We start from the raw sequence: 20,068 nt of genomic DNA on the forward strand, positions 1-20,068 counted from the left end.
GTTTAACTAATCAACATTTTTATAACAAAAACCCAAATTATTATGAAAAAAGTTATTATTACCACATTTGCAGCTTTAATGCTGTTTGCTTGTCAGAACGAACAATCTGAATCTAATAACACAAATGCAGTTGCTGCTTCAAGAAGAGGATGCGCAACGCAAGAAGTTTTGGAAGCGCAATTAAAAGAAAACCCTTCATTAGCCATTAGAATGAATGAAATTGAAACTTTTACAGCAAAACATGCTGGTTCCAATTTTACAGGTCGTCTAGTAAATGGCAAAATAGAAATTCCTGTTGTAGTTAATGTGTTATACAGAACAGCTGCACAGAATATTTCAGATGCACAGATTCAATCACAAATCGATGTATTAAATAAGGATTTTAATGCTTTAAACTCTGATTACAATAATGTACCGGCATTATTCTCAGGAGTTAAAGCGAATGTAGGCATTACATTTGTTTTAGATCAGATCATCAGAAAGTCGACTACTAAAACCTCTTGGGGAACAAATGATGCCATGAAAAAAACAGCTCAGGGCGGTCTTGCTCCTACCTCTCCTACTACAAAACTAAATATTTGGACTTGTACTATTGGAGGCGGAATTTTAGGTTATGCACAATTTCCGGGAGGTTCTTCTTCTACTGACGGAGTTGTAATCGATCCACGTTATTTTGGATTATCAGGTACAGCAAATGCCCCATTTAATCTGGGAAGAACAGCTACTCACGAGGTAGGACACTGGATGAACTTACGTCATATCTGGGGAGATGCAACTTGCGGAAGCGACCTTGTAGCGGATACTCCAACGCATAACGAAGAAAACTACGGAGTTCCTGCATATCCACATTACAGCACTTGTTCCGGAACACCTGTAGAAATGACAATGAACTATATGGATTATGTTGATGATGCTGCCATGTACATGTTCTCAACAGGTCAGAAAAACAGAATTTCAGCCATATTTACTGCTGGAGGTGCCAGAGCTTCATTTGCACAATAATTGTTAGACAAATTCAATATAAAGCGAGATCAGATCGATCTCGCTTTTTTTGTTTAGAGTTAAATTTTAAAATGCTTTTTCCTATATTTATAGTCTAAATTTCAAACATGATCACGTCAAAAACTATTTCGAACGGAATTTTAAGAGCATTAGCAACGATCTTAATTATTGGTATCGTTTTATATTTTTTATATAGCATTCAAACCGTTATTGTCTATCTATGCATCTCTTTACTTTTGTGTCTAATTTCAAATCCGTTGATTTTATTTTTAAAAAACAAACTAAAATTCAGCAATACAATGGCCGCCACTACAACAATAATCCTTTTTATTTTTCTTATTGTTGGTTTTATACTTTTATTTGTTCCTTTAATTATTTCACAAGCTAATAATTTGGCTCTTTTGGATACGGCGCATCTTCAGACCAAATTTATGGAGACCGAAAAACATCTCGAAGAATACTTTAATATTCAGCATATCGATTTAAATAAAGTCATAAAAGATTCTAAACTTACTTCAGTATTAGATTTTAGTTATTTTACAGGATTTATCAATTCGATCATCAATTTTATGGCCGATATGGGAATGGGATTGGTTTCGGTATTCTTTATTACTTTCTTTTTCATTAAAGATCAGACTATTTTTAAAGATCAGGCCAGAAGAATACTTCCTGACTCTAATGAAGATAAAATTTTGAATTCAATTACTAAGATAAACCACTTATTAACCCGTTATTTTATTGGGTTATTATTACAATTGATCGTCGTATTTATTCTTTATCTGATTGTATTGTTAATCTTTGGAAATAAAAATGCCTTTGTAATTGCTTTTTTATGTGCCATCTTAAATATAATCCCATATTTAGGACCAATTATCGGAACTAGTTTAGCAGCAGTTTTAACTATGATTAGTATGATTGGTCAAGATTTCCAGTCCGAGATTCTGCCAACAACAATCTATGTTGTTGTTGGATTTTTAATCGTTCAGGCCATTGATAATAATATCAGTCAGCCAATAATTTCGTCAAAAAGTGTAAATTCGCACCCGTTAGAAATATTCCTGATTATATTAATTAGCGGAATCACGTTCGGAATTGTCGGAATGATCATTGCCGTACCCGCTTTTACAATGATTAAAGTAATTTTAAAAGAATTTTTCCCTAACAATAGAATTGTCTCCGTATTAACCGAAAGAATTTAGTTTTGAACACTTCCATTTTGCATCCGGATATTCAGGAATTTATAACTCAAAATACTGGTGCAGATTTAACAAAATTAGCACTTCAGAAAAATCCCTTTCCTGAAATGGACTGGATTTCTGTTTTAAATCAAATTGAAGCACGAACAAAGGCAAAAGATAAACTTCCAACCTGGTTTTCGACAAAGGACATTATTTTTCCAGGTAAAATTTCTGTAGAACAAACTTCTTCAGAAAAAACTGCTTTGTATAAAGCTTCACTGATTTCCGGTGAAACTTTAATCGATCTTACCGGTGGTTTTGGTGTTGATGATTATTATTTTTCTAAGCAATTCGAATCGATAACGCATTGCGAAATCAATGAAAACTTATCTGCAATTGTAAAACATAATTTCGAAAAGCTAGAGGTTAAAAATTGTACTTTTTATACGGGAGATTCTATTTATTTTTTAGAAGAATCAAACCAAAAATACGATTGGATTTATATCGATCCATCACGAAGAAATGATGCAAAAGGCAAAGTCTTTATGCTAAAAGACTGCCTGCCAAATGTTCCGGAATTATTAGATTTTTATTTCGAAAAAGCAGATTCTGTTTTAATTAAAACGGCTCCTCTATTGGATATTTCTGCCGGATTATCGGAACTTAAAAATGTAAAAAACATACATGTTATTGCTCTTGAAAATGAAGTAAAAGAATTGCTTTTTGAGATCCATAAAAATTATTCAGGCGAAATAAAACTAAAGACTGCAAACATTTTAAAAGAAAAAATTGAAACTTTTGAGTTTGTTCTGGGCGAAGAATCTTTTCCTTTTTATGATTTGCCTCAAAAGTATTTGTACGAGCCCAATTCGGCAATTATGAAATCGGGCGGTTTTGATGAGATTAGCGCTGGTTTTCAGATTCATAAACTACACAAACATTCGCATTTATATACTTCAGAAAACTTAATTGATTTTCCCGGAAGAAGATTTGAGGTTCAGAAAGTCATTTCATACAACAAAAATGAAATGAAAAATGAGCTTGTAAATCAACAGGCTAATATTACGACCCGTAATTTTCCGGAGACTGTAGAAAACATTAGAAAAAAGTGGAAAATAAAAAATGGAGGGAATTTGTATTGTTTTTTTACAACTGATGTAAAAGATAACAAAATAGTTTTAATTTGCAGCAAAATAATCTAAACAATGAAACAACTATTTACACTAACTCTTTTTTTATTAACGATTACCGCATTTGCACAAAAACCATGTGAATACAGTGTAAATGTAAACGACTCAATCGGGTCTTATAAAGTAACAAACGAATACTTAATGAGTGAGAAATATTTTGGAGGAAACTTCAATTACATTTTTTTCTCTTTGGCTCAGACAGATGGTTTACCAACACTTAACTTGCAGTCCATTCAAAAAAGTAAAGATTTTATTAAGGCAAACTGTTTTGACAAAGGTTCTAAAATCTTTTTGCAGTTAGAAAATGGTAAAATTGTTACGCTAATGCATATTGACCAGGAAAACTGTGGTACACTTGTACGCGACGACAAAGGTTATGACAACCGCATCAATACGGGAATTTTTATGTTTATGAAAGACAATTACGAAGAACTTAAAAAATCTCCGATTTCTCTGATGCGAATTAAATACCTTACAAATATAGAAGACTACATCGTAAAAAGGGAACTAAAATCAGAGCTGACTGGAAAAGTTACGAATCCGAATACCTATTTTATGGAAAATATAAGATGCGTTGAATAATTATTCGCATTTCCATTTCTGATTGGCTACTTTGTCTTTTAAGCCAGCCTTTAAATTATAATGCCACCATTCAGAATCAAATGAATTAAAGCCATTTTTAATCATTGTATTTTTTAAATAAGCTCTTTTTGAAAGGATTTCTTTTGAAAGCTGTTTGAAATTATGACTGGCCTGAATTCCGAAAAAATCAAAAGAAGTGCCCATATCTACTTCTTTTCCGGTTATATCAACCAACGAAATATCTACGGCTCCTCCTCTATTATGGATGGAGCCTTTTTTTGGATCTGCTACATATTCCGGATTCGATACAATCTCCCACATTTTTTTCTGAATGTCTAAAGGCCTGTAACAATCATACAATTTAATTCGGAATCCTTTTTTCAAAAAATCATTATTGGCTGCAATTAACGCTTTTACGGTTTTTAAACGCAGCATACATTCCGCGCAATCGTACACTTTTGCTTTTAGAAAATTATCTTCAGTAGCATATTTCATATCGTAAATAAAATCATTGCTGTACTCTCTTAAATTTACAAATGTTGTATCTGAAATTTGTGAATTTCCCTCACTTATATATGCTTCATTTTGCGCTTGTAAAGACGAAATACAAACTAGAAAACCGACTATTAATTTTGAAAAACACTTCATTTTTTGCTCCTGTTTAAAAATTGAAGTTAAGTAAAAAAACTCAAAACTGCTGCTTTTATTATTTGTTCTTCCAATTTAACGACTCCATTTTTAGTCGTTACAATCGTTATGATTTCCTTTCAAAAGAAATTTTATTTTAATATCTTTATAAAAATCAGCCCCTTACGGGTTTATAAATTTCATTATTAATTCTAAAATCAGTTATTATGAATTGCAAAACCAAATACCTTTCTTTAGTTTTATTGAGCAGTTTAGTATTTATTTCGTGTAAAAAAGAAATAATAAAAAGTGTTCCCACAACAGATTCCACTTCCATAAAAACAGAAGCTTTAAAAACGGACAGCTCTGTTATAAACCCAACCGATTCCTTATATACTTTAGTAGACAAAAGTGTTATTGGAACTCAGTTTTTGACTAAAAGCAGTCTCGCTCCAAGATTAAAAAAATTAATGGGAACAGATTATGATCAAATGATAAAATACTGGAATACCGAAACCCCTTTTGAAAAACAGGAAAATATACTTCATGCCTGGGGATGTAAACAACATGATTGCAGCACTTATTCTTATGATCTCTATATTGATGTAAAAAACAATAAAATAAACGTCTATAAGTTCGCTGAATCGAAACTTACGGTTTTTAAAGAAGATAATTTTGATATTGAAATAAAAGATAATTTCTTAAAAGATTTGAATATTAAGAAGGAAAATGTTAAGAATTAAGAATTAAGAGTTAAAGGTTATGAGTTATGAGTTATGAGTTAAAAAAGGCGATTTTTGATCGCTTTTTTTAATGTTTTAAATTTCTCCTGTCCTTAAAATATTTTCTTTTGTCCCTTTATTCTTCAGCATTCTAAAATGGGAACGAACGGCATGATAAAAAGGATAAGACGTATAAGGCAGATTGTATTCTTCAGCATAACGTCTTATAATTGGCGTAATATAAGGATAATAGGTATGTCCAACACCCGGAAATAAATGATGTGCCACATGATGTGTAAATCCGCCATAGAGAAAATTGGCCAATTTACTTTCTGTGCTAAAATCTTTAGTTACCACCATTTGATGCATGGCCCACGTATCAGAAAGATTTCCTTCTTTATCTGTATTCGGAAAATTAGCGTCTTCGTCTACATGAGTTGAAACTAAAGCAACAACGCCAAGAGCACTTCCACACATATGCATTGAAAGCCAGGCTAAAAGAATCATATACCAAGGCTGGTTTAAAAGCATCATTGGTATAAAAAGAATATAAATCAAATTAATAATTTTGGCAGCAAACAGGCGATAGACTTCCTGCTTTGGAATTGTCTCGACTACTTTTTTAACATAGTTGTTTTTGGTACCAAAAAAGTCTTTAAAATCCCTGATATAAATCCAGTTTAAACTGTAAAGCGGATAAATAAACCACATATAAATATGCTGATATTTGTGGTAATTAAATAAGGGACTGTTGGGAAATATTCGAATTATATCACTTTGCTTGATGTCGATATCCCAATCAGGAACATTTGGAAAAGCATGATGAAGACCAATATGTCGTCTCATCCAAAGCCAATGATTACTTCCGAATAATTCTAAAACATACAAAAACCATTCATTCTGCTTTGGCTTTTTAAACAAAGCTCCATGTGCGGCATCATGAAAAGCATTGATAAATAAAACAATCATGGTAATTCCAGACAGAATGTAAAAAAGAAAAAGTAAAGAAGTCTGGTTTCCAAAAATTAAAATACAGCCGTAGAATAGAAAAAAAACGGCTAAAAGTCCTATAGACTTTACAACATTTAATCGATACAACGATGAGTTATTTAAGACCGTTTCATTCACTTCTAAACGCATCTTTTTAAAAAAATCATCGGTTCCAGGTTTAACATAAACCGGTCGTTTTAATTTTTCCATGTGGTTATTGGCTAGAAATTGTTCTATCAAATTTAATAAAAAAACTTAACTATTTACAATACAAGCATTTAAAACACAACTCTAAATTCATAAAAAAACCACTCTGAAAGAGTGGTTTGAAATCATTTGGTTAAAATTTGTAAGGGTTAGATACTTTCGGAAAACTATTTAGATTATTCCTCAAATTTTTTGTCTGCCAATCGCAGCCTAATATTATGAATACGATCTTCGATCTCTTCTAAATCATTAAGCATATTTTGCTTTTCATAAACTGCTCCAGCTTCTTTAACCATGTTTTGCCCCTCTTCTGGTGCAAATAGATCATTTAAATCTACGTCGGGAAAATTTTTACTCAAACTAAGAATAAATTCTGAGCCAATATTTGCTGTACCGTGTAAATATCTCCCAATCATTGCCGGGCTAAATCCTAAAATTGCCCCCACCTCTTTTTGCTTTAATCCTTTAGACTTAAAGAATTTGCTTAGTTTCTCGTTATACATCATCATTTAAAATCAAAAAAAAATATAGTCAGAATATATTTTTTAACATTAAAAAGAATAAATAATATAATATTATTCTTACATTTACCTTTTTATAAAAACACCAATTAATAATTAGCAAATATATGTCAAAATTAATCAAAAACAGCAATTTTAAAGAAGATAATTCTCACAACGAGCAGGCTTATGAATTTATTGACAAGCATTTACCTGTAACCTATGTTGATCTTACAATTTCCCGTTTAGTAAGCAAAGGACTAAATCCTCCAAGTAAAGCATTAATTAGAAACGTAAGAAACAAAACAATTGTACGAAATGACATTCTATTAGCGTTAGTAGAAGTAGCTTATGAAAATAAAGAAGCAATTGAAAGAATTAAACTTCTTACTTCTTAAAGTAAATAGTTATTAAAAATTCCGGAATAAAACCTTAAGTATATGACAGAGCGAAATAAAAATAATAATCAGCAAAAACATCAGATTAAGTCAATTAAAAATCAATATAATATTCAGTCCTCAAATAATACAGATTTAAAAAGTATTCCTTATTTATATGGAATGACTCTTGAAGAATATAAAGAAGGTGCTGAAATTCATTCTAAATGTTTTGATCAGATTAAAATGATTATTACTATATAGATTAAAATCACATCAAATACACATCATAGTTTTCTATGTTTAACTAAAATTAGCAGCAAAAACAGGCCTTGAATTAAAATTACCGAATGGAAAGATTTTGGATGGAAAATACAAAAAGAACTTACATTTTTACTTTTTTGTAATTTGCCCATTAAAAATATCTGAAAAAAATCTTTCTGTTAAAAAGTAATTTATGCTTAAGTTTAGAAAACAACTAAAATCTGTCATAATAGTACTGTTTCTTTCTGTTGTGGCTTACAGTAAACCTGTCATTTATGTCAATCAAATTGGATTTGATCCCAAAAGTCAAAAAATAGCTGTAATAGGATCTGAAAATCAACTTCAAAATACCACATTCTTTCTTATCGATACTACTACGGGAATAACAGTTTTTACAGCCGTAATTGGAAAAGCAGAAAGTATTGATGATTGGCAGCAAGGAAAATTCTTTTATAAAGCCGATTTTTCTTCTTTTCAAAAAAAAGGAAACTATATCATTTCTGTGAAAATTAATAATGAAACTTTCAATTCCCCAATTTTTTCCATTGAAGAAAATATACTGGCCAAACGAACCATTTCTTCTATAGTACATTATTACAATAAACAGAGAGCCAATACTCCCGAAGAACTGGAAGCCGATAAAAAAATATTGCTTTATGGGAGTACAAAAAGAGTTGATGTTCGTGGTGGCTGGTGCGATGCCTCCGGCGACGTGAGTAAATACTTTTCGCATCTGGCTTACGCTAATTTTGTATCCCCCCAACAAACGCCTTTGGTTACCTGGTCACTTATTACTACATCGGAAGCAATTCCGAAACAGCTTAGGGAATGGAAAATCAAAGATTCATTAGATGAAGAAGCCATTTGGGGTTCCGATTATTTAATGCGATGTCTTTCTGATGAAGGTTATTTCTATATGATTGTTTTTAGCTATTTTGATAAAAACCCCGCCGCGAGAAGAATTGTCGGACTAAAAGCAAATAGTGTGACTACAGATGAATACCAGTCAGCTTTTCGCGAAGGCGGTGGAATGGCAATTGCAGCACTCGCAAGAATTTCACAATGGAATAAAAATGGAGATTTCACTTCAAAACAATATTTAGAAGGCGCTAAGCGGGCTTACAACCATCTGTTGATAAACAATACCAAATATACTGATGACGGGAAAGAAAACATTATAGATGATTACTGTGCTTTAATGGCTGCAACTGAATTATGGATTGCCACATCTGATAATTTCTATAAAGAAGAAGCCCGAAAATGGGCTCACAAACTGGAAAACCGAATGACAGATCAAGGCTGGTTTAGAAGCAATGATACTAACCGTCCGTTCTGGCATGCTGCAGATGCAGGTTTACCTATTGTTGCATTAACCCGTTATCTAAAAAAAGAAAATGATACTAATGAAAAAACAGCTGCCCTTCATGTGATAAAAAAAGCATTAGATTATCATTTAACTGTTACCCAAAATACAAGTAATCCGTTTGGTTATGCGAGACAGACTTTTTTATTTAATAATCAAATAAAGGACGGTTTTTTCATTCCGCATGAAAATGAAACCGGTTGGTGGTGGCAAGGTGAAAATGCACGTTTAGCTTCGCTGGCTACCGCTGCCATTGAAGGCGGAAAAATTATTAGTCCTTCCAAAAATGAAACGAAGAAAAAGTTACTGGATTTGTATGCTTCACAGCAACTATCATGGATATTAGGCTGTAATCCGTACTCGATGTGTTTTATGTATGAATTTGGCGAAAAAAATGTTCCATACATGCATTCAAATTACGGACATGGTTCTGAAAAAGGAGGCATTTCTAACGGAATTACAGGGAAAGATGGAAATTCTGACGGATCCGGAATTGATTTTAAAATGGAAGACAATGGAAATGAATGGCGCTGGACTGAACAGTGGATTCCACATTCTGCATGGTTTTTACAGGCTATTACAGCATTAGTTCAAAAATAAAAAGAAATGAAAAATTCTATAATTATAATCAGTTTATTGTTAACGGGCTTTTTCTTTAATGGAAATTGTTTTGCACAGAAACCTAAAAAAGGAAAATTTAAAATGCTGGTTTTGTATGAAAATGGCGGGCATCATCTGGAATTTACCAAAGCAGCAAAACCATGGCTCAACAAATTAGCTGATGAAAATGATTTTTCAATTGATTATATTGAAAATACCAAAACAATAAATGAAACTCTTTTAAACCAATATCAGGTCTTTTTACAACTTGATTATCCTCCGTATACCTGGAGTGAAGAATCAATGAAAGCATTTGAGAAATACATGAATAGCGGAGAAAGTGGCTGGATTGGTCTGCATCATGCTACTCTATTGGGAGAATTTGACGGTTATCCGATGTGGCAATGGTTTTCTGATTTTATGGGAGGAATACGTTTTGAGAATTACATTCCTGAATTTGCTAGCGGCAGAGTAAAAATTGAAGACCAATCGCATCCTGTAACAAAAGGAATTTCAACTGAATTTTTAGTCAAAAAAGAAGAATGGTACACTTATGATAAAAGTCCAAGAAAAAATGTTCATGTATTGGCTTCTGTAGATGAATCTACTTATGTACCGGATTCTAAAATAAAAATGGGCGATCATCCTGTAATCTGGACAAACGACCATTTTGCTTCACGCAATGTTTACATTTTTATGGGACATTCGCCCGATTTGTTTCGAAATAAAGCTTATACAACACTGCTTAAAAATGCTATTTTTTGGACTTTGGGTAAAAATTAATTTAGAAAATACCCATGTTTTCGGGTTTAATTGTGAACCCTAAACGAAGCATGCTTTTATGTTCCTGATAATCTATTAAACTCTCTGTATATCCCACAAACCATTGTAAAGTGATGTAATAATTCTCATTTTTATAGGGTTTCCAATTGATTTGTGTTTGCAGGGAACCATAATTAATCAGACCACTTCCTTTTCTAAAAAGAACATCGGCACTCCATCTTCCAGGTTTTATCTGATAGGTTGCACTGGCTTCGCCATAGCCTACGTATTTGGTCAGTCCGGGGTTATCTTCTTTATCAACAAAAGGAATCCATCCGCGTATTCCAACTGTCCATCTTGGTGAAACTTGTGATTTGAGAGAAAAGGCCAGCATATTCCAGGTTCTTGAATATATAGAATCTCTTCCGTTTGATTCGTGCTCAAATGAAATTGTACCATAAGTTAACCTGCCACCTTTTAAATAAAATGGCCGGACAATTGCTACTCCGGGATTAAAATTGATTTCAGAGAATGGTTTTGAACTGGCATAAATGTCCCAAAAAGCTTTTTGAGTGTACATTAAATATGGGAAGAAACCGCCAATCCACGGCTTTCCTGTTAATCTTTGCTTAAAACTGATCTGATATTTGACATCGGCAGAATTACGGGTAATGGGTTCGTTTAACGGAATACCGGTCAAAAAATAATTATCTCTGTGAACAGAAAAACTATGTTCTTTTAAAAGTGAATCTGCTGCACGAAAATCTTTATCGTGTTCTAAAAGTTGAGAATTGGCTTGAATTGAAAAGAATAGAAAACAAAATAACAGACTTTTTACGTACATTTTTCCAGTGTAATATGGGATTAATTTTTGCTATTAAACTAATGTACGTAATTTAAAGCGAATTGAAATTTTCAAATTACCACTCAATTTTTATATAATTTCTATGCTTTTTTTTCGGCAAATTTCTTTTTCCAATATAAAAGATAAAGGATCCCTACTACGAACAAGAGAATATCAATTTTAAATATTTGAGGTATTCGATCGATAACATCACTGTAGTAACTTCCTCCCAGTAAAGCCCCGCATCCAATTCCAATTTCCATAGAAATATACATTGTCGCAATTGCTTTTCCACGATGCTGAGGGTTGCTCAAATCGATGGTCCAGGCGTTTATTGCCGGTGACAAAACTCCGGTCCCCATTCCGTAAAGAGCTGCACCAATTAAGAGCATATTAATAGTTCTTCCTTCACTAATGACAAATAATGCGATTGAAGTTACAATCAATCCTGCGAGAATAACATTAGTTCTTCCGTGTCTGTCGGAAACTTTTCCGGCTCCAAACCTCATCATAACCGATGCAATGGTAAAGGCTGTAAAAAATATTCCCTTGTTTTGCGCTCCCAGATGTTCGCTCCAATCCGGAATTAAGGTTAGTATCAATCCAAATGCCGTATAAGAAAAGAAAGTTATAATTCCAGCCGGAAGTGCACCACGATCAATAATATCTTTTTTACCAATAAAAAACATCGATCTCTGCAGTTTTTCTTTTGTTTCTAAAGTCTCTTTCATGTTTGCTACAATAACGATAGACAGAAAAGCCAGAAACGAAGAACTGTAAAACATTACATCGATTCCATAAGCATTTACAACCCATCCTCCTAAAGCCGGTCCTAAAGCTCCTCCGATACTAAAGCATAAACCGTGCATTCCTAATGCTTCTCCCCAACGTTCCTGTGGAATAATATCTGCTACATAAGCTGAAGTCGCCGTAGGTTTAAATCCTGTAGAAAAACCATGTACCAACCGTAAAAACAAAAAGCCCGAAACCGAACTTAAAACAGGATACAAAAATCCGCAGATTAAACAAACAACAGAACCTACTGCCATTACCGGAACGCGTCCCCATTTGTCTGTTAATTTTCCACTAAATGGACGTGATATTCCTGCCGTAAGTGTAAAAAGCGAGATAATAAGTCCTTTGTATTCTGCGCCGCCCAAACTGGTTAAATAGCTTGGAAGTTCCGGTATTATCATGTTAAAACTGGATGAAAATAAAAGCGAACTCAGACATAGTAAAATGAACTGAAGCGTATAAATAGATTTTTTTTGCTGTACCATTATCAGGCTTTTGAAAATATTTTATGCGAAAGAAGTGAGTCATTTATCGCAGGCTGCAAAGATACTTTTCTAATCTGATAAACTTTTACAAAATCTTCTAAAATCAAAAAAACCGCTCAAGGGAGCGGCTTTAGCGAACGCAGAAGGACTCGAACCTTCGACCGTCCCGACATAAGATCGGGGACTCTATCCAGCTGAGCTATGCATTCGTATATTTTTACATCATAAAATATAAAGCTCGTTGCAGTACTTCTAACTGTTTCTTAGGCATTTTTGATTTTGAAAAGCCTCTATTGGAGAATTGCGGAATTATACTTGAAGAATTTTTAAAACACATTTTCAAATCTTCAAAAATTTCCGTCTTTGTTTTTGAAGCATCTATTAAAATTAAATCTTTGATTTCTTCAATTCGGGATAAACTGTTATAAAGATGTTTACTAAACAGACAAACCATAAAATTGGTATTGATGCCATCTAATTCAAAAAAGTCCAACAGTTCAGAATATTCATAGACCACAAATACAGAATGATCAAATCCTTTGGACTTTTTTTCATTTTGAAGCAAAAAGGATTCCTCAGAGAATTCAAATTCATTCTTAAATTTTCTCTTGAACATTTTTAAAAAAATACCTTTATTATCACGAACTAAAACTTTTTCTTTCTTAATCATCTTTTAATAATTAACATTTACCTTTTTTATAAATAAATTACGTTGGTTTTCAGTTCCGCTATTGATCATGTTGGAACTTTTATGGAAAATAAAATAATCTCCTTGCTCCTGTTAAAGAGCATAAAGTTTTCTATTGTTTTGGTTTTCACTTTTATCCGGTGAATGAATGAAATGATCCAAATATGAACCAACCGCCTATATGTAAAGGAATCTTTCAAAAAAAAATGAACTTTATTTAATTACAAAAAATAATTCAACTGATGTTTTTAGGTTTAAACTTTTAAAATGAATTAAAAAAAATAAATTATAAAATGGGGATATGGGAAAAGAGCGTCCATTGAAATTTTTAGATTGTAGGCATATCTAAATGGACAAAAGATAAGGAGTATAAAAATGTATAAACGCTTTAATTTAAAATAAAGCAAAAATAATGAGCCCAACAAAACATCGAGCTCATTACCAAAGTTAACTATATAATGTTTTAAACTTTTGAGTAAGGTTGTCTTTTACTAAAATGTTTAGTAAAAAATAAATACATTACTTCAATTCATAAAAGTAACAGGCTTAATGGATTTAAAGAATCTATAAGCGATTGCGTAAAATTAAAATTGAAAAAGCACTACTAAACTCCAACGTTCATATTTTGTGCTTCTGCCGGACTGTAGTTTTTCAGTTTTTTAATTTTATCGTTCAATTTCAGAACTCGATCTAATTGTTTTTGTTGGATAGTGTATTTAGTATAATATTTATACCACTCTTTTCCAATAAAAAAGGTTGTCACTGAAACTCCAGTAAGTAAACCTATAAGGTAATTAGTAATGTCCATGATTATTAGTTTATTAGTTTATTTTTAAGTTTTATTCTTGAGTTTATTTTTTGAGTTTATTTTTATTTAAAAAGCATTTTTGTCTCCTTTCAGGGTTACAATAACCGTTAAGAAGCAAATCTTAACATCTTTTATAAGACTCCAGCGTTGTACATATTCTATGTCTGTTGTAACGCGTCGTCTCATATCAGACACTTTTTTGGTTTCTCCTCTAAGGCCAGAAACCTGAGCCAGACCTGTAATTCCCGGTTTAACAAAATGGCGTACCATAAAATTGTTAATATGGTCATTGTAATCCGATGTATGTTTGATCATATGAGGGCGCGGTCCTACGACACTCATATTCCCGATCAGAACATTAAAGAACTGAGGCATTTCGTCTAAACTGGTTCGGCGGATAAATTTTCCTATTGGTGTTACCCTGCTGTCTCCTTTTTGCGCTTGTTGTGTTTCGTCGCCCATATTTACGTACATGCTTCGAAATTTGTAACACCAGAATTCCTGGTTCTTTTTTCCTGTTCGCATTTGTTTAAACAATACCGGTCCTTTACTTTGTTTCTTAATCAGAAAAGCCAATAAAGGATAAAGCCATGACAAGATGAAAACAATTACCATAATGCTGAATGCCAGGTCAAATATTCTCTTTGCCAATCTGTTATAAGCATTTTGCAAAGGCTCAAAACGAGGCTTAATAACGTGGAAATTATTTAAGTGGCTGGAATTAAAATGTTTTTTTGATATGGATGAAAAATCGGGAACAAATTTCAAACGCATACAATGTTTATCACCAAGCTCAAAGAAATAATTCAGGTCTGAAATAAAGTCAGGTTTCGATACAATATACAATTCGTTGATCTCGTTTCTCGACGCATCATTAATTGCTTCTGAGAGTGCAAAAGTAAATTCCTCATTACTATTATATTCTACAGACGAATTTTCGTTTAGAATACCTAAAAAGTTGATAAAAAAGGAATTACTTTCTAAATGAGAAGCCAATTCTATACTTGTTTTATTGAATCCCCAGATTGCAACTGTGTATTGTTTAAAAACCCAGCCCTTTATTTTTCCAATTACCAGCGTAAATAATATTCTGGATAACAGAAAATAAGACAGTAAAAAACTTAGTTGAAATAAATTTGCCTTACTTCCAAAGTTGTACAGCACATCATCCTGAAAAATAAAAATGTAACTGTGCCATAAAACTCTTTGTGTAAAGAAAGACCTCCAGCTATTGCGGAAAAATTCATCTAAACTAAAAAGAACGTCTACTCTATACAACTGAAAATAAGTAACTGAAAACAGCCAGCTTAAAATGGTAATCGGAATCATTTTATTGAGAAATAAACCATTCCAACCAATATTCTCTTCAGTAGCAAAATTCAAAAAAATCATTGTCCCAACTACCATCGCAATCATGTCGGCAATAGCACAGCACATTATGAAAGTAAATTTATGTCTGTTTCGCATTTTTTATCTTTTTCAATAAATTGTAACCTAATGCTCCTATTAAACTTCCAAGAATTCCATAAAAAATATCCATTAAATCCGGGCTTCTTCTTTGAATTAAAAATTGCCCTCCTTCGGCTACACAAACAATTATTGCCGCAATGATTATGTTTTGTATGAAATTTAGATTTTTGTTATTATTTACTTCATTAATATTATTCTGTTCCGTATATATTTCCAGTAGAAAACCTACAGCTAAAAAAGGAACAGCGGTACGCAAATTGTAATAATGATTACTCCAATTTAAAAGCCATCTGGGTAAATACATTTCGCTGGATAAACCAGGATCTGAAAGCCACGAAAAATAAAAGACCGCACCAATGACAAAAAACAATAGTACCAGAACTATTTTATGAAACATTTTTTATTATTTAATTTTAGTAAATAGGCTTTTTACTCCTTAAGCCTCCTTTACAGCAAGACTTCTTTTGTACCAAGGTTTCTTTACTTTTGCTTCCTGATACTGGTAACCATAACTTACGCCATAACCGTATCCGTAAGCTGTTTTCATGTTTACACCGTTTATAACAATTCCAACGTTTTTAAGTTGTTCCTTCTTAATAAAATTACTTGCCTGAACCAAATTGCTTTTATCTGTATAATCGTACTTTACCACAAATACGGTTACATCTGCGAGGTAACTGAAATTTAAAGTATCAGATACAATCTGCACCGGAGCTGTATCCAGTATTATGAAATCGTATATTGTTTTTGCTTCTGCAATTAATGCTTCAAAATTAGAATTAGTGATCAATTGTGAAGGATTTGGCGGAGCTTCTCCTGCAAATAAAACATCCAGGTTTTTAGAGAATTTATTTTCTGTCTGCAGAAATTCTTTCCAGTTATCCGTTTTGTTCGCTAAAAAATCAGAAAGTCCGGATACATTTCTTTTTACATCAAAATAATCATGTAATTGAGGATTTCTTAAATCAACACCAATCAACAGTACTTTTTTATTAAGATTACTAACTGTAATTGCGTTATGAAAAGCACAAAATGATTTTCCTTCTCCCTGAATAGATGAAGTAAACAATATCACATTTCCTTTACTGTCTTTTTTCCTAGGCAGCAAATAAGAAATATTGGAAACTAATGCCCTCGATGCCTCTGCAATTAAGGAACGGGAAGTTGCTGTATTATCCAACTTATCATTAATAGCTATTTTAGGAATATGTCCTAAAATTGGAACATCAGTAATTACTTTCTGAATATCTTCTTCATTATGTATTTTAGTATCCAGATACAAACGAACATATGTAACTCCGAAAGGAAGCAACAAGCCAAACAAAAATGCTCCTAACATAAAGGCCTTTGGCTGTGGGAAAATCGCGGAATAATTGGTTTCCGGCGCATTTAAAGTTTTTAGGTTTGATTCTAATATCGCCCCGTTTAAAACAGCTTCTTCTTTCTTTTGCAATAACGCTACATAAGTTTCTTCTTTTGTGGTAAGATTACTATTGATATTACCCAATACTTTATCTTTTGTCGGAATACTTTTTACTTTAGCTTCAGCAATACTTTGTTCGGTTCTGTTGGCTTTACTGTTTTGATTTAGAAAATTCAAATACCCTTCCAGTGTATTTATTATCTCTTGTTTTTGAGACTTTAGCTGTGTTATCAAGGTAATATATGCCGGATTGTTACTTTGTGCTCTTTGTAAAATCAATTGGCTATCCAATAGTTTTGCATTGTAATTTACAAGCATCTGATTTACTGTTGGAGATTCTAAATTATAATCTGTTCCTAAGGTTTGAGTAGGCCCGGATTGTTTAATATCATTGATGGCAAAACTTGCAAGCGATATCTGTCTTTCATTGATCATTGAGTTTTCCTTTTTCTGACTTCTGTCAGCAGTTTGCTCAACAACATAGTTTTCCATTACTCCAATATCGTTGTTCTGCAAGTATTTCTCCTTTACACTTTCAATAGAATCTTTTTCTTTGCTAAAGTTTTTTATTCTTTGAGTCAAATAAGAAACGGTATTTCTAAATACTTTCTGTTTATTGAGTACAATACTTTTATCCAGCTGAACGATAATTTCACTTAATATCTTTCTTGAACGATCAGGGCTTGAACTAATGTGTTTTAATTCTAAAACTCCTTTTGCATTTTCATCAGATAAAACAACCAGAGATGATTTCAAATTTTTTAAAGCTTCACCTGTTGGCTCCAGATTTACTTTGTATTCTTTTTCAAAATAGTAAGACGGATTTTTCTTCGCTTTGGCAGATAACTGAATTTTAAAAGGCAAACCATCAACCGTTTGTTTTCCGTCATAACCTGTTACGTTATAAGTTTGTTCTGATTCCGGTTCTGTTATTATAAATCCGCTTTTATCAATTTTAATTTCGTACGAAATAACTGGAAGTGAATCTTTTGAAACAGTTGGAATTAAAACAAAGGGAACTTCATTTACGAAATTGTTCTTAACTGAAAATACTTTTTCATAATAGGTGAAATTTAAATTCAAATTCTTAACTACATGCAACAAAAACTCGTTTGAAGTTACTAGTCGAATTTCATCATCTAATTTTTCTTCACTACTTTTTTTGTCTGTACTAATAGTAATTATTTTCGTTTGGTCTTCTTGTTTTTTATCAATTAAGATCGTAGCAGATGTTTCGTAAGTTGGCGGCACTATTTTAATAAAAATATAGGCAGCCCCAACGAATACAATTAAGCTAAGCAAAAACCAGGGCCAATAACGTAAATACTTTAAAAATTCTTTTTTTAAATCCATAACTATTCAATTAATAAGATACAGTCACATTAATAACAATGAGTATATTCTAATTTAACATTGAAATACTCTTTTATACTTTGTCAATTTTTACTTCACAATTACTATAATCAGGGCAGCCAGAGAAGCTGTTATTCCCAGCAATTGTATTGGATCTTTAATTAATCCGCCACTATTTGCTTTTAATTTATTCGGGGTTACGACAATTACATCGTTTTGTCTGATTCTAAAGTTTGGATTCGACATCCATGAAGCTGTGGTTAAATCAACGTGATAAACCAAACGTTTTCCATCTACTTCCCTAATTAATTTTATGTCTTTTCGAATGGCAGAATAAGTCAAATCTCCCGCCAATCCTAATGCATCTATAAAACTGATTGACTCTTCAGTAAAGGATTTCACTCCCGGAGCATTTACTTCTCCCAAAATGGTGAATTTGTTGTTTAGAACTCTAACCTGAACTGTTGGATTTACAAGGTAATTTTCGTTTATCAGACGTTCTTTTATTTTGATTTCAGCATTTGCGGGTGTTAAACCACCTACTTTAACTTCATTGAGAATCGGCATCATGATAGTTCCCTGAGGATTAACCAAATAACCAGATAATCTCATCATATCTACAGAATTTTGTGTACCGGCATTTCCATTTGTAATATTAAAAGGAGCAGCTACTAATGGATTAAGATCACCCACTTCAACTTTTAGAATATCATTAGGCTGTATTTTTGGCGAAGTATAATTTATCGTCGAATTTGCATAGCTATCTAAATCTTGTAAATACAACATTTGTTTTCTGGTCGTACAAGATTGAAGCATCAATAAAGGCAATAAAATTATCGAAAGGAAAATTTTCTTCATGTTAATTGTAGTATATATTAGTATTCTTTAATTACTCTAAATTCTATTGAAATAAAATGAAAACTATTTAGCGCTCAATAACTCCTCGATATGTCTATCTTCAAACTAAACCTGCATTCAATCTTTCAATTTATATTGGCTTTTTACTTTAATTTATCTTCGATAAGTTCTTTTCAGAACTCCAATTTTACTACTGTCTTATACTTCTTCTAAAAAACGTTGCCCATCTTTATTCTTAATGAACTATATACTGTTTTAAAGCGATGGTTTTCTTACGAAATACCACTGAAAACGCAGTCAAACCATGATATTTATAAATTCTGTAGTCTTCTTTTAAAACCTCAAACGCTCTTTTAAAACTGGTACTCATTCCGCCCATTCTCATTTTAACGATATACTCGTTTATGTAACTCATCTTAATTTTATGTTTGTACAAATAGCGGAGTAAAAATTCCGTATCAGAAGCAATTTTAAAATCAAGGTTATAGAAACCATTTTTATCAATGACACTTTTCTTTAAATAAACCGTTGGATGTAATGGTAGCCAGCCTCCTTTAATTCTTTTAAGACTGAACCCACCTCCTATTCGATTTCTGATCAGGCGTTCTTTCTGGTCATTAGAAACATAAACTCCGTCACCATAAACACCTTCGATATTAGGTTCCTGAAAACGTAATGCTATTCTTAAAACTACATCATTGTCATAAAACTCATCATCAGAATGCATTAATCCAATAACATCTCCTGTTGCTAATTTTAAGCCTTTGTTTATCGCATCATACATACCGTTATCCGGTTCAGAAATGTATTTTGTTATTCTGTCTTTATAGGACTCGATAATTTCTTTTGTTCCGTCTTTTGAATTACCATCAATAACAATATATTCTATATTATCATAATTCTGGTCCAATACACTTTTGATCGCTTTTTCGATCGTATTTTTACGATTGTAACATACTGTGATTATAGTAACTCTCATA

The 20,068-nt window shown here is 32.3% G+C and carries 21 protein-coding genes and 1 tRNA gene; 9 read left to right on the forward strand and 13 right to left on the reverse strand.

Annotated elements, in window-relative coordinates:
- Window positions 1-42 precede the first annotated feature (42 nt).
- The 4 genes from ACFS3A_RS18595 (at window position 43) to ACFS3A_RS18610 (ending at window position 3,952) form a co-directional block, all read left to right on the forward strand.
- On the forward strand, window positions 43-1,002 hold the full coding sequence (locus ACFS3A_RS18595) for a zinc metalloprotease (RefSeq protein WP_379827066.1): 960 nt from the start codon (window positions 43-45) through the stop codon (window positions 1,000-1,002).
- A 107-nt stretch (window positions 1,003-1,109) separates the two neighbouring features.
- Window positions 1,110-2,201: an AI-2E family transporter gene (locus ACFS3A_RS18600; RefSeq protein WP_379827067.1), complete on the forward strand. Its 1,092-nt coding sequence runs from the start codon at window positions 1,110-1,112 to the stop codon at window positions 2,199-2,201.
- A 2-nt stretch (window positions 2,202-2,203) separates the two neighbouring features.
- Window positions 2,204-3,382, forward strand: a complete 1,179-nt coding sequence (locus ACFS3A_RS18605) for a class I SAM-dependent methyltransferase (RefSeq protein WP_379827068.1) — start codon at window positions 2,204-2,206, stop codon at window positions 3,380-3,382.
- Window positions 3,383-3,385: 3 nt separating this feature from the next.
- A complete protein-coding gene (locus ACFS3A_RS18610) occupies window positions 3,386-3,952 on the forward strand; it encodes a hypothetical protein (protein WP_379827069.1) in 567 nt (188 codons plus the stop codon).
- Here ACFS3A_RS18610 and ACFS3A_RS18615 read toward each other — a convergent pair whose 3' ends face one another.
- The gene (locus ACFS3A_RS18615) at window positions 3,953-4,600 is read right to left on the reverse strand and encodes a M15 family metallopeptidase (protein ID WP_379827070.1); all 648 of its coding nucleotides are present in this window, start codon (window positions 4,598-4,600) and stop codon (window positions 3,953-3,955) included.
- Between the two features lie 206 nt (window positions 4,601-4,806).
- Here ACFS3A_RS18615 and ACFS3A_RS18620 point away from each other — a divergent pair, with 206 nt between their 5' ends.
- Complete coding sequence (locus ACFS3A_RS18620) at window positions 4,807-5,322, forward strand: hypothetical protein (RefSeq protein ID WP_379827071.1); 516 nt, start codon at window positions 4,807-4,809, stop codon at window positions 5,320-5,322.
- A 75-nt stretch (window positions 5,323-5,397) separates the two neighbouring features.
- On the opposite strand, the gene ACFS3A_RS18625 is transcribed toward ACFS3A_RS18620, so the two are convergent.
- Together ACFS3A_RS18625 and ACFS3A_RS18630 are read right to left on the reverse strand one after the other, a co-directional pair.
- On the reverse strand, window positions 5,398-6,501 hold the full coding sequence (locus ACFS3A_RS18625; RefSeq protein WP_379827072.1) for a fatty acid desaturase family protein: 1,104 nt from the start codon (window positions 6,499-6,501) through the stop codon (window positions 5,398-5,400).
- A gap of 173 nt (window positions 6,502-6,674) precedes the next feature.
- Window positions 6,675-7,004: a helix-turn-helix domain-containing protein gene (locus ACFS3A_RS18630; RefSeq protein ID WP_379827074.1), complete on the reverse strand. Its 330-nt coding sequence runs from the start codon at window positions 7,002-7,004 to the stop codon at window positions 6,675-6,677.
- Between the two features lie 122 nt (window positions 7,005-7,126).
- Between ACFS3A_RS18630 and ACFS3A_RS18635 the strand changes: the two genes are divergently transcribed.
- The 4 genes from ACFS3A_RS18635 to ACFS3A_RS18650 all read left to right on the forward strand — a co-directional run bounded on the left by ACFS3A_RS18635 (window position 7,127) and on the right by ACFS3A_RS18650 (window position 10,385).
- Window positions 7,127-7,396, forward strand: coding sequence for a hypothetical protein (locus ACFS3A_RS18635; RefSeq protein WP_379827075.1), 270 nt, complete (start codon window positions 7,127-7,129; stop codon window positions 7,394-7,396).
- Between the two features lie 42 nt (window positions 7,397-7,438).
- Window positions 7,439-7,639, forward strand: a complete 201-nt coding sequence (locus tag ACFS3A_RS18640; RefSeq protein ID WP_379827076.1) for a hypothetical protein — start codon at window positions 7,439-7,441, stop codon at window positions 7,637-7,639.
- A gap of 193 nt (window positions 7,640-7,832) precedes the next feature.
- Window positions 7,833-9,602, forward strand: a complete 1,770-nt coding sequence (locus ACFS3A_RS18645) for a glycoside hydrolase family 9 protein (RefSeq protein ID WP_379827077.1) — start codon at window positions 7,833-7,835, stop codon at window positions 9,600-9,602.
- Between the two features lie 6 nt (window positions 9,603-9,608).
- Window positions 9,609-10,385, forward strand: a complete 777-nt coding sequence (locus ACFS3A_RS18650) for a ThuA domain-containing protein (RefSeq protein ID WP_379827078.1) — start codon at window positions 9,609-9,611, stop codon at window positions 10,383-10,385.
- Window position 10,386: 1 nt separating this feature from the next.
- Here the strand turns inward: ACFS3A_RS18650 and ACFS3A_RS18655 are convergent, their stop codons facing one another.
- The 10 genes from ACFS3A_RS18655 to ACFS3A_RS18700 all read right to left on the reverse strand — a co-directional run bounded on the left by ACFS3A_RS18655 (window position 10,387) and on the right by ACFS3A_RS18700 (window position 20,067).
- Window positions 10,387-11,208, reverse strand: a complete 822-nt coding sequence (locus ACFS3A_RS18655) for a phospholipase A (RefSeq protein ID WP_379827079.1) — start codon at window positions 11,206-11,208, stop codon at window positions 10,387-10,389.
- Window positions 11,209-11,309: 101 nt separating this feature from the next.
- Window positions 11,310-12,488 (reverse strand): MFS transporter, encoded by a 1,179-nt coding sequence (locus tag ACFS3A_RS18660; RefSeq protein WP_379827080.1) that lies wholly within the window; start codon window positions 12,486-12,488, stop codon window positions 11,310-11,312.
- A 134-nt stretch (window positions 12,489-12,622) separates the two neighbouring features.
- A tRNA-OTHER gene (locus tag ACFS3A_RS18665) sits at window positions 12,623-12,697 on the reverse strand.
- A gap of 8 nt (window positions 12,698-12,705) precedes the next feature.
- Window positions 12,706-13,158 (reverse strand): hypothetical protein, encoded by a 453-nt coding sequence (locus ACFS3A_RS18670; protein ID WP_379827081.1) that lies wholly within the window; start codon window positions 13,156-13,158, stop codon window positions 12,706-12,708.
- Window positions 13,159-13,780: 622 nt separating this feature from the next.
- On the reverse strand, window positions 13,781-13,984 hold the full coding sequence (locus ACFS3A_RS18675; protein WP_379827082.1) for a hypothetical protein: 204 nt from the start codon (window positions 13,982-13,984) through the stop codon (window positions 13,781-13,783).
- A gap of 66 nt (window positions 13,985-14,050) precedes the next feature.
- Window positions 14,051-15,451, reverse strand: coding sequence for an exopolysaccharide biosynthesis polyprenyl glycosylphosphotransferase (locus ACFS3A_RS18680; RefSeq protein ID WP_379827083.1), 1,401 nt, complete (start codon window positions 15,449-15,451; stop codon window positions 14,051-14,053).
- Window positions 15,435-15,851 (reverse strand): hypothetical protein, encoded by a 417-nt coding sequence (locus ACFS3A_RS18685; RefSeq protein ID WP_379827085.1) that lies wholly within the window; start codon window positions 15,849-15,851, stop codon window positions 15,435-15,437. Before ACFS3A_RS18685 ends, ACFS3A_RS18680 begins: the two co-directional genes overlap by 17 nt.
- Before the next feature lie 39 nt (window positions 15,852-15,890).
- Window positions 15,891-18,230: a polysaccharide biosynthesis tyrosine autokinase gene (locus ACFS3A_RS18690; protein WP_379827086.1), complete on the reverse strand. Its 2,340-nt coding sequence runs from the start codon at window positions 18,228-18,230 to the stop codon at window positions 15,891-15,893.
- Window positions 18,231-18,320: 90 nt separating this feature from the next.
- Complete coding sequence (locus tag ACFS3A_RS18695) at window positions 18,321-19,088, reverse strand: polysaccharide biosynthesis/export family protein (RefSeq protein WP_379827087.1); 768 nt, start codon at window positions 19,086-19,088, stop codon at window positions 18,321-18,323.
- A gap of 235 nt (window positions 19,089-19,323) precedes the next feature.
- Window positions 19,324-20,067 carry a glycosyltransferase family 2 protein gene (locus tag ACFS3A_RS18700; RefSeq protein ID WP_379827088.1) on the reverse strand — a complete coding sequence of 248 codons (744 nt, stop codon included), beginning with the start codon at window positions 20,065-20,067 and terminating at the stop codon, window positions 19,324-19,326.
- Between the last annotated feature and the right edge of the window lies 1 nt (window position 20,068).

It is taken from the genome of Flavobacterium notoginsengisoli (genome assembly GCF_042686225.1).
Lineage (GTDB): Bacteria > Bacteroidota > Bacteroidia > Flavobacteriales > Flavobacteriaceae > Flavobacterium > Flavobacterium notoginsengisoli.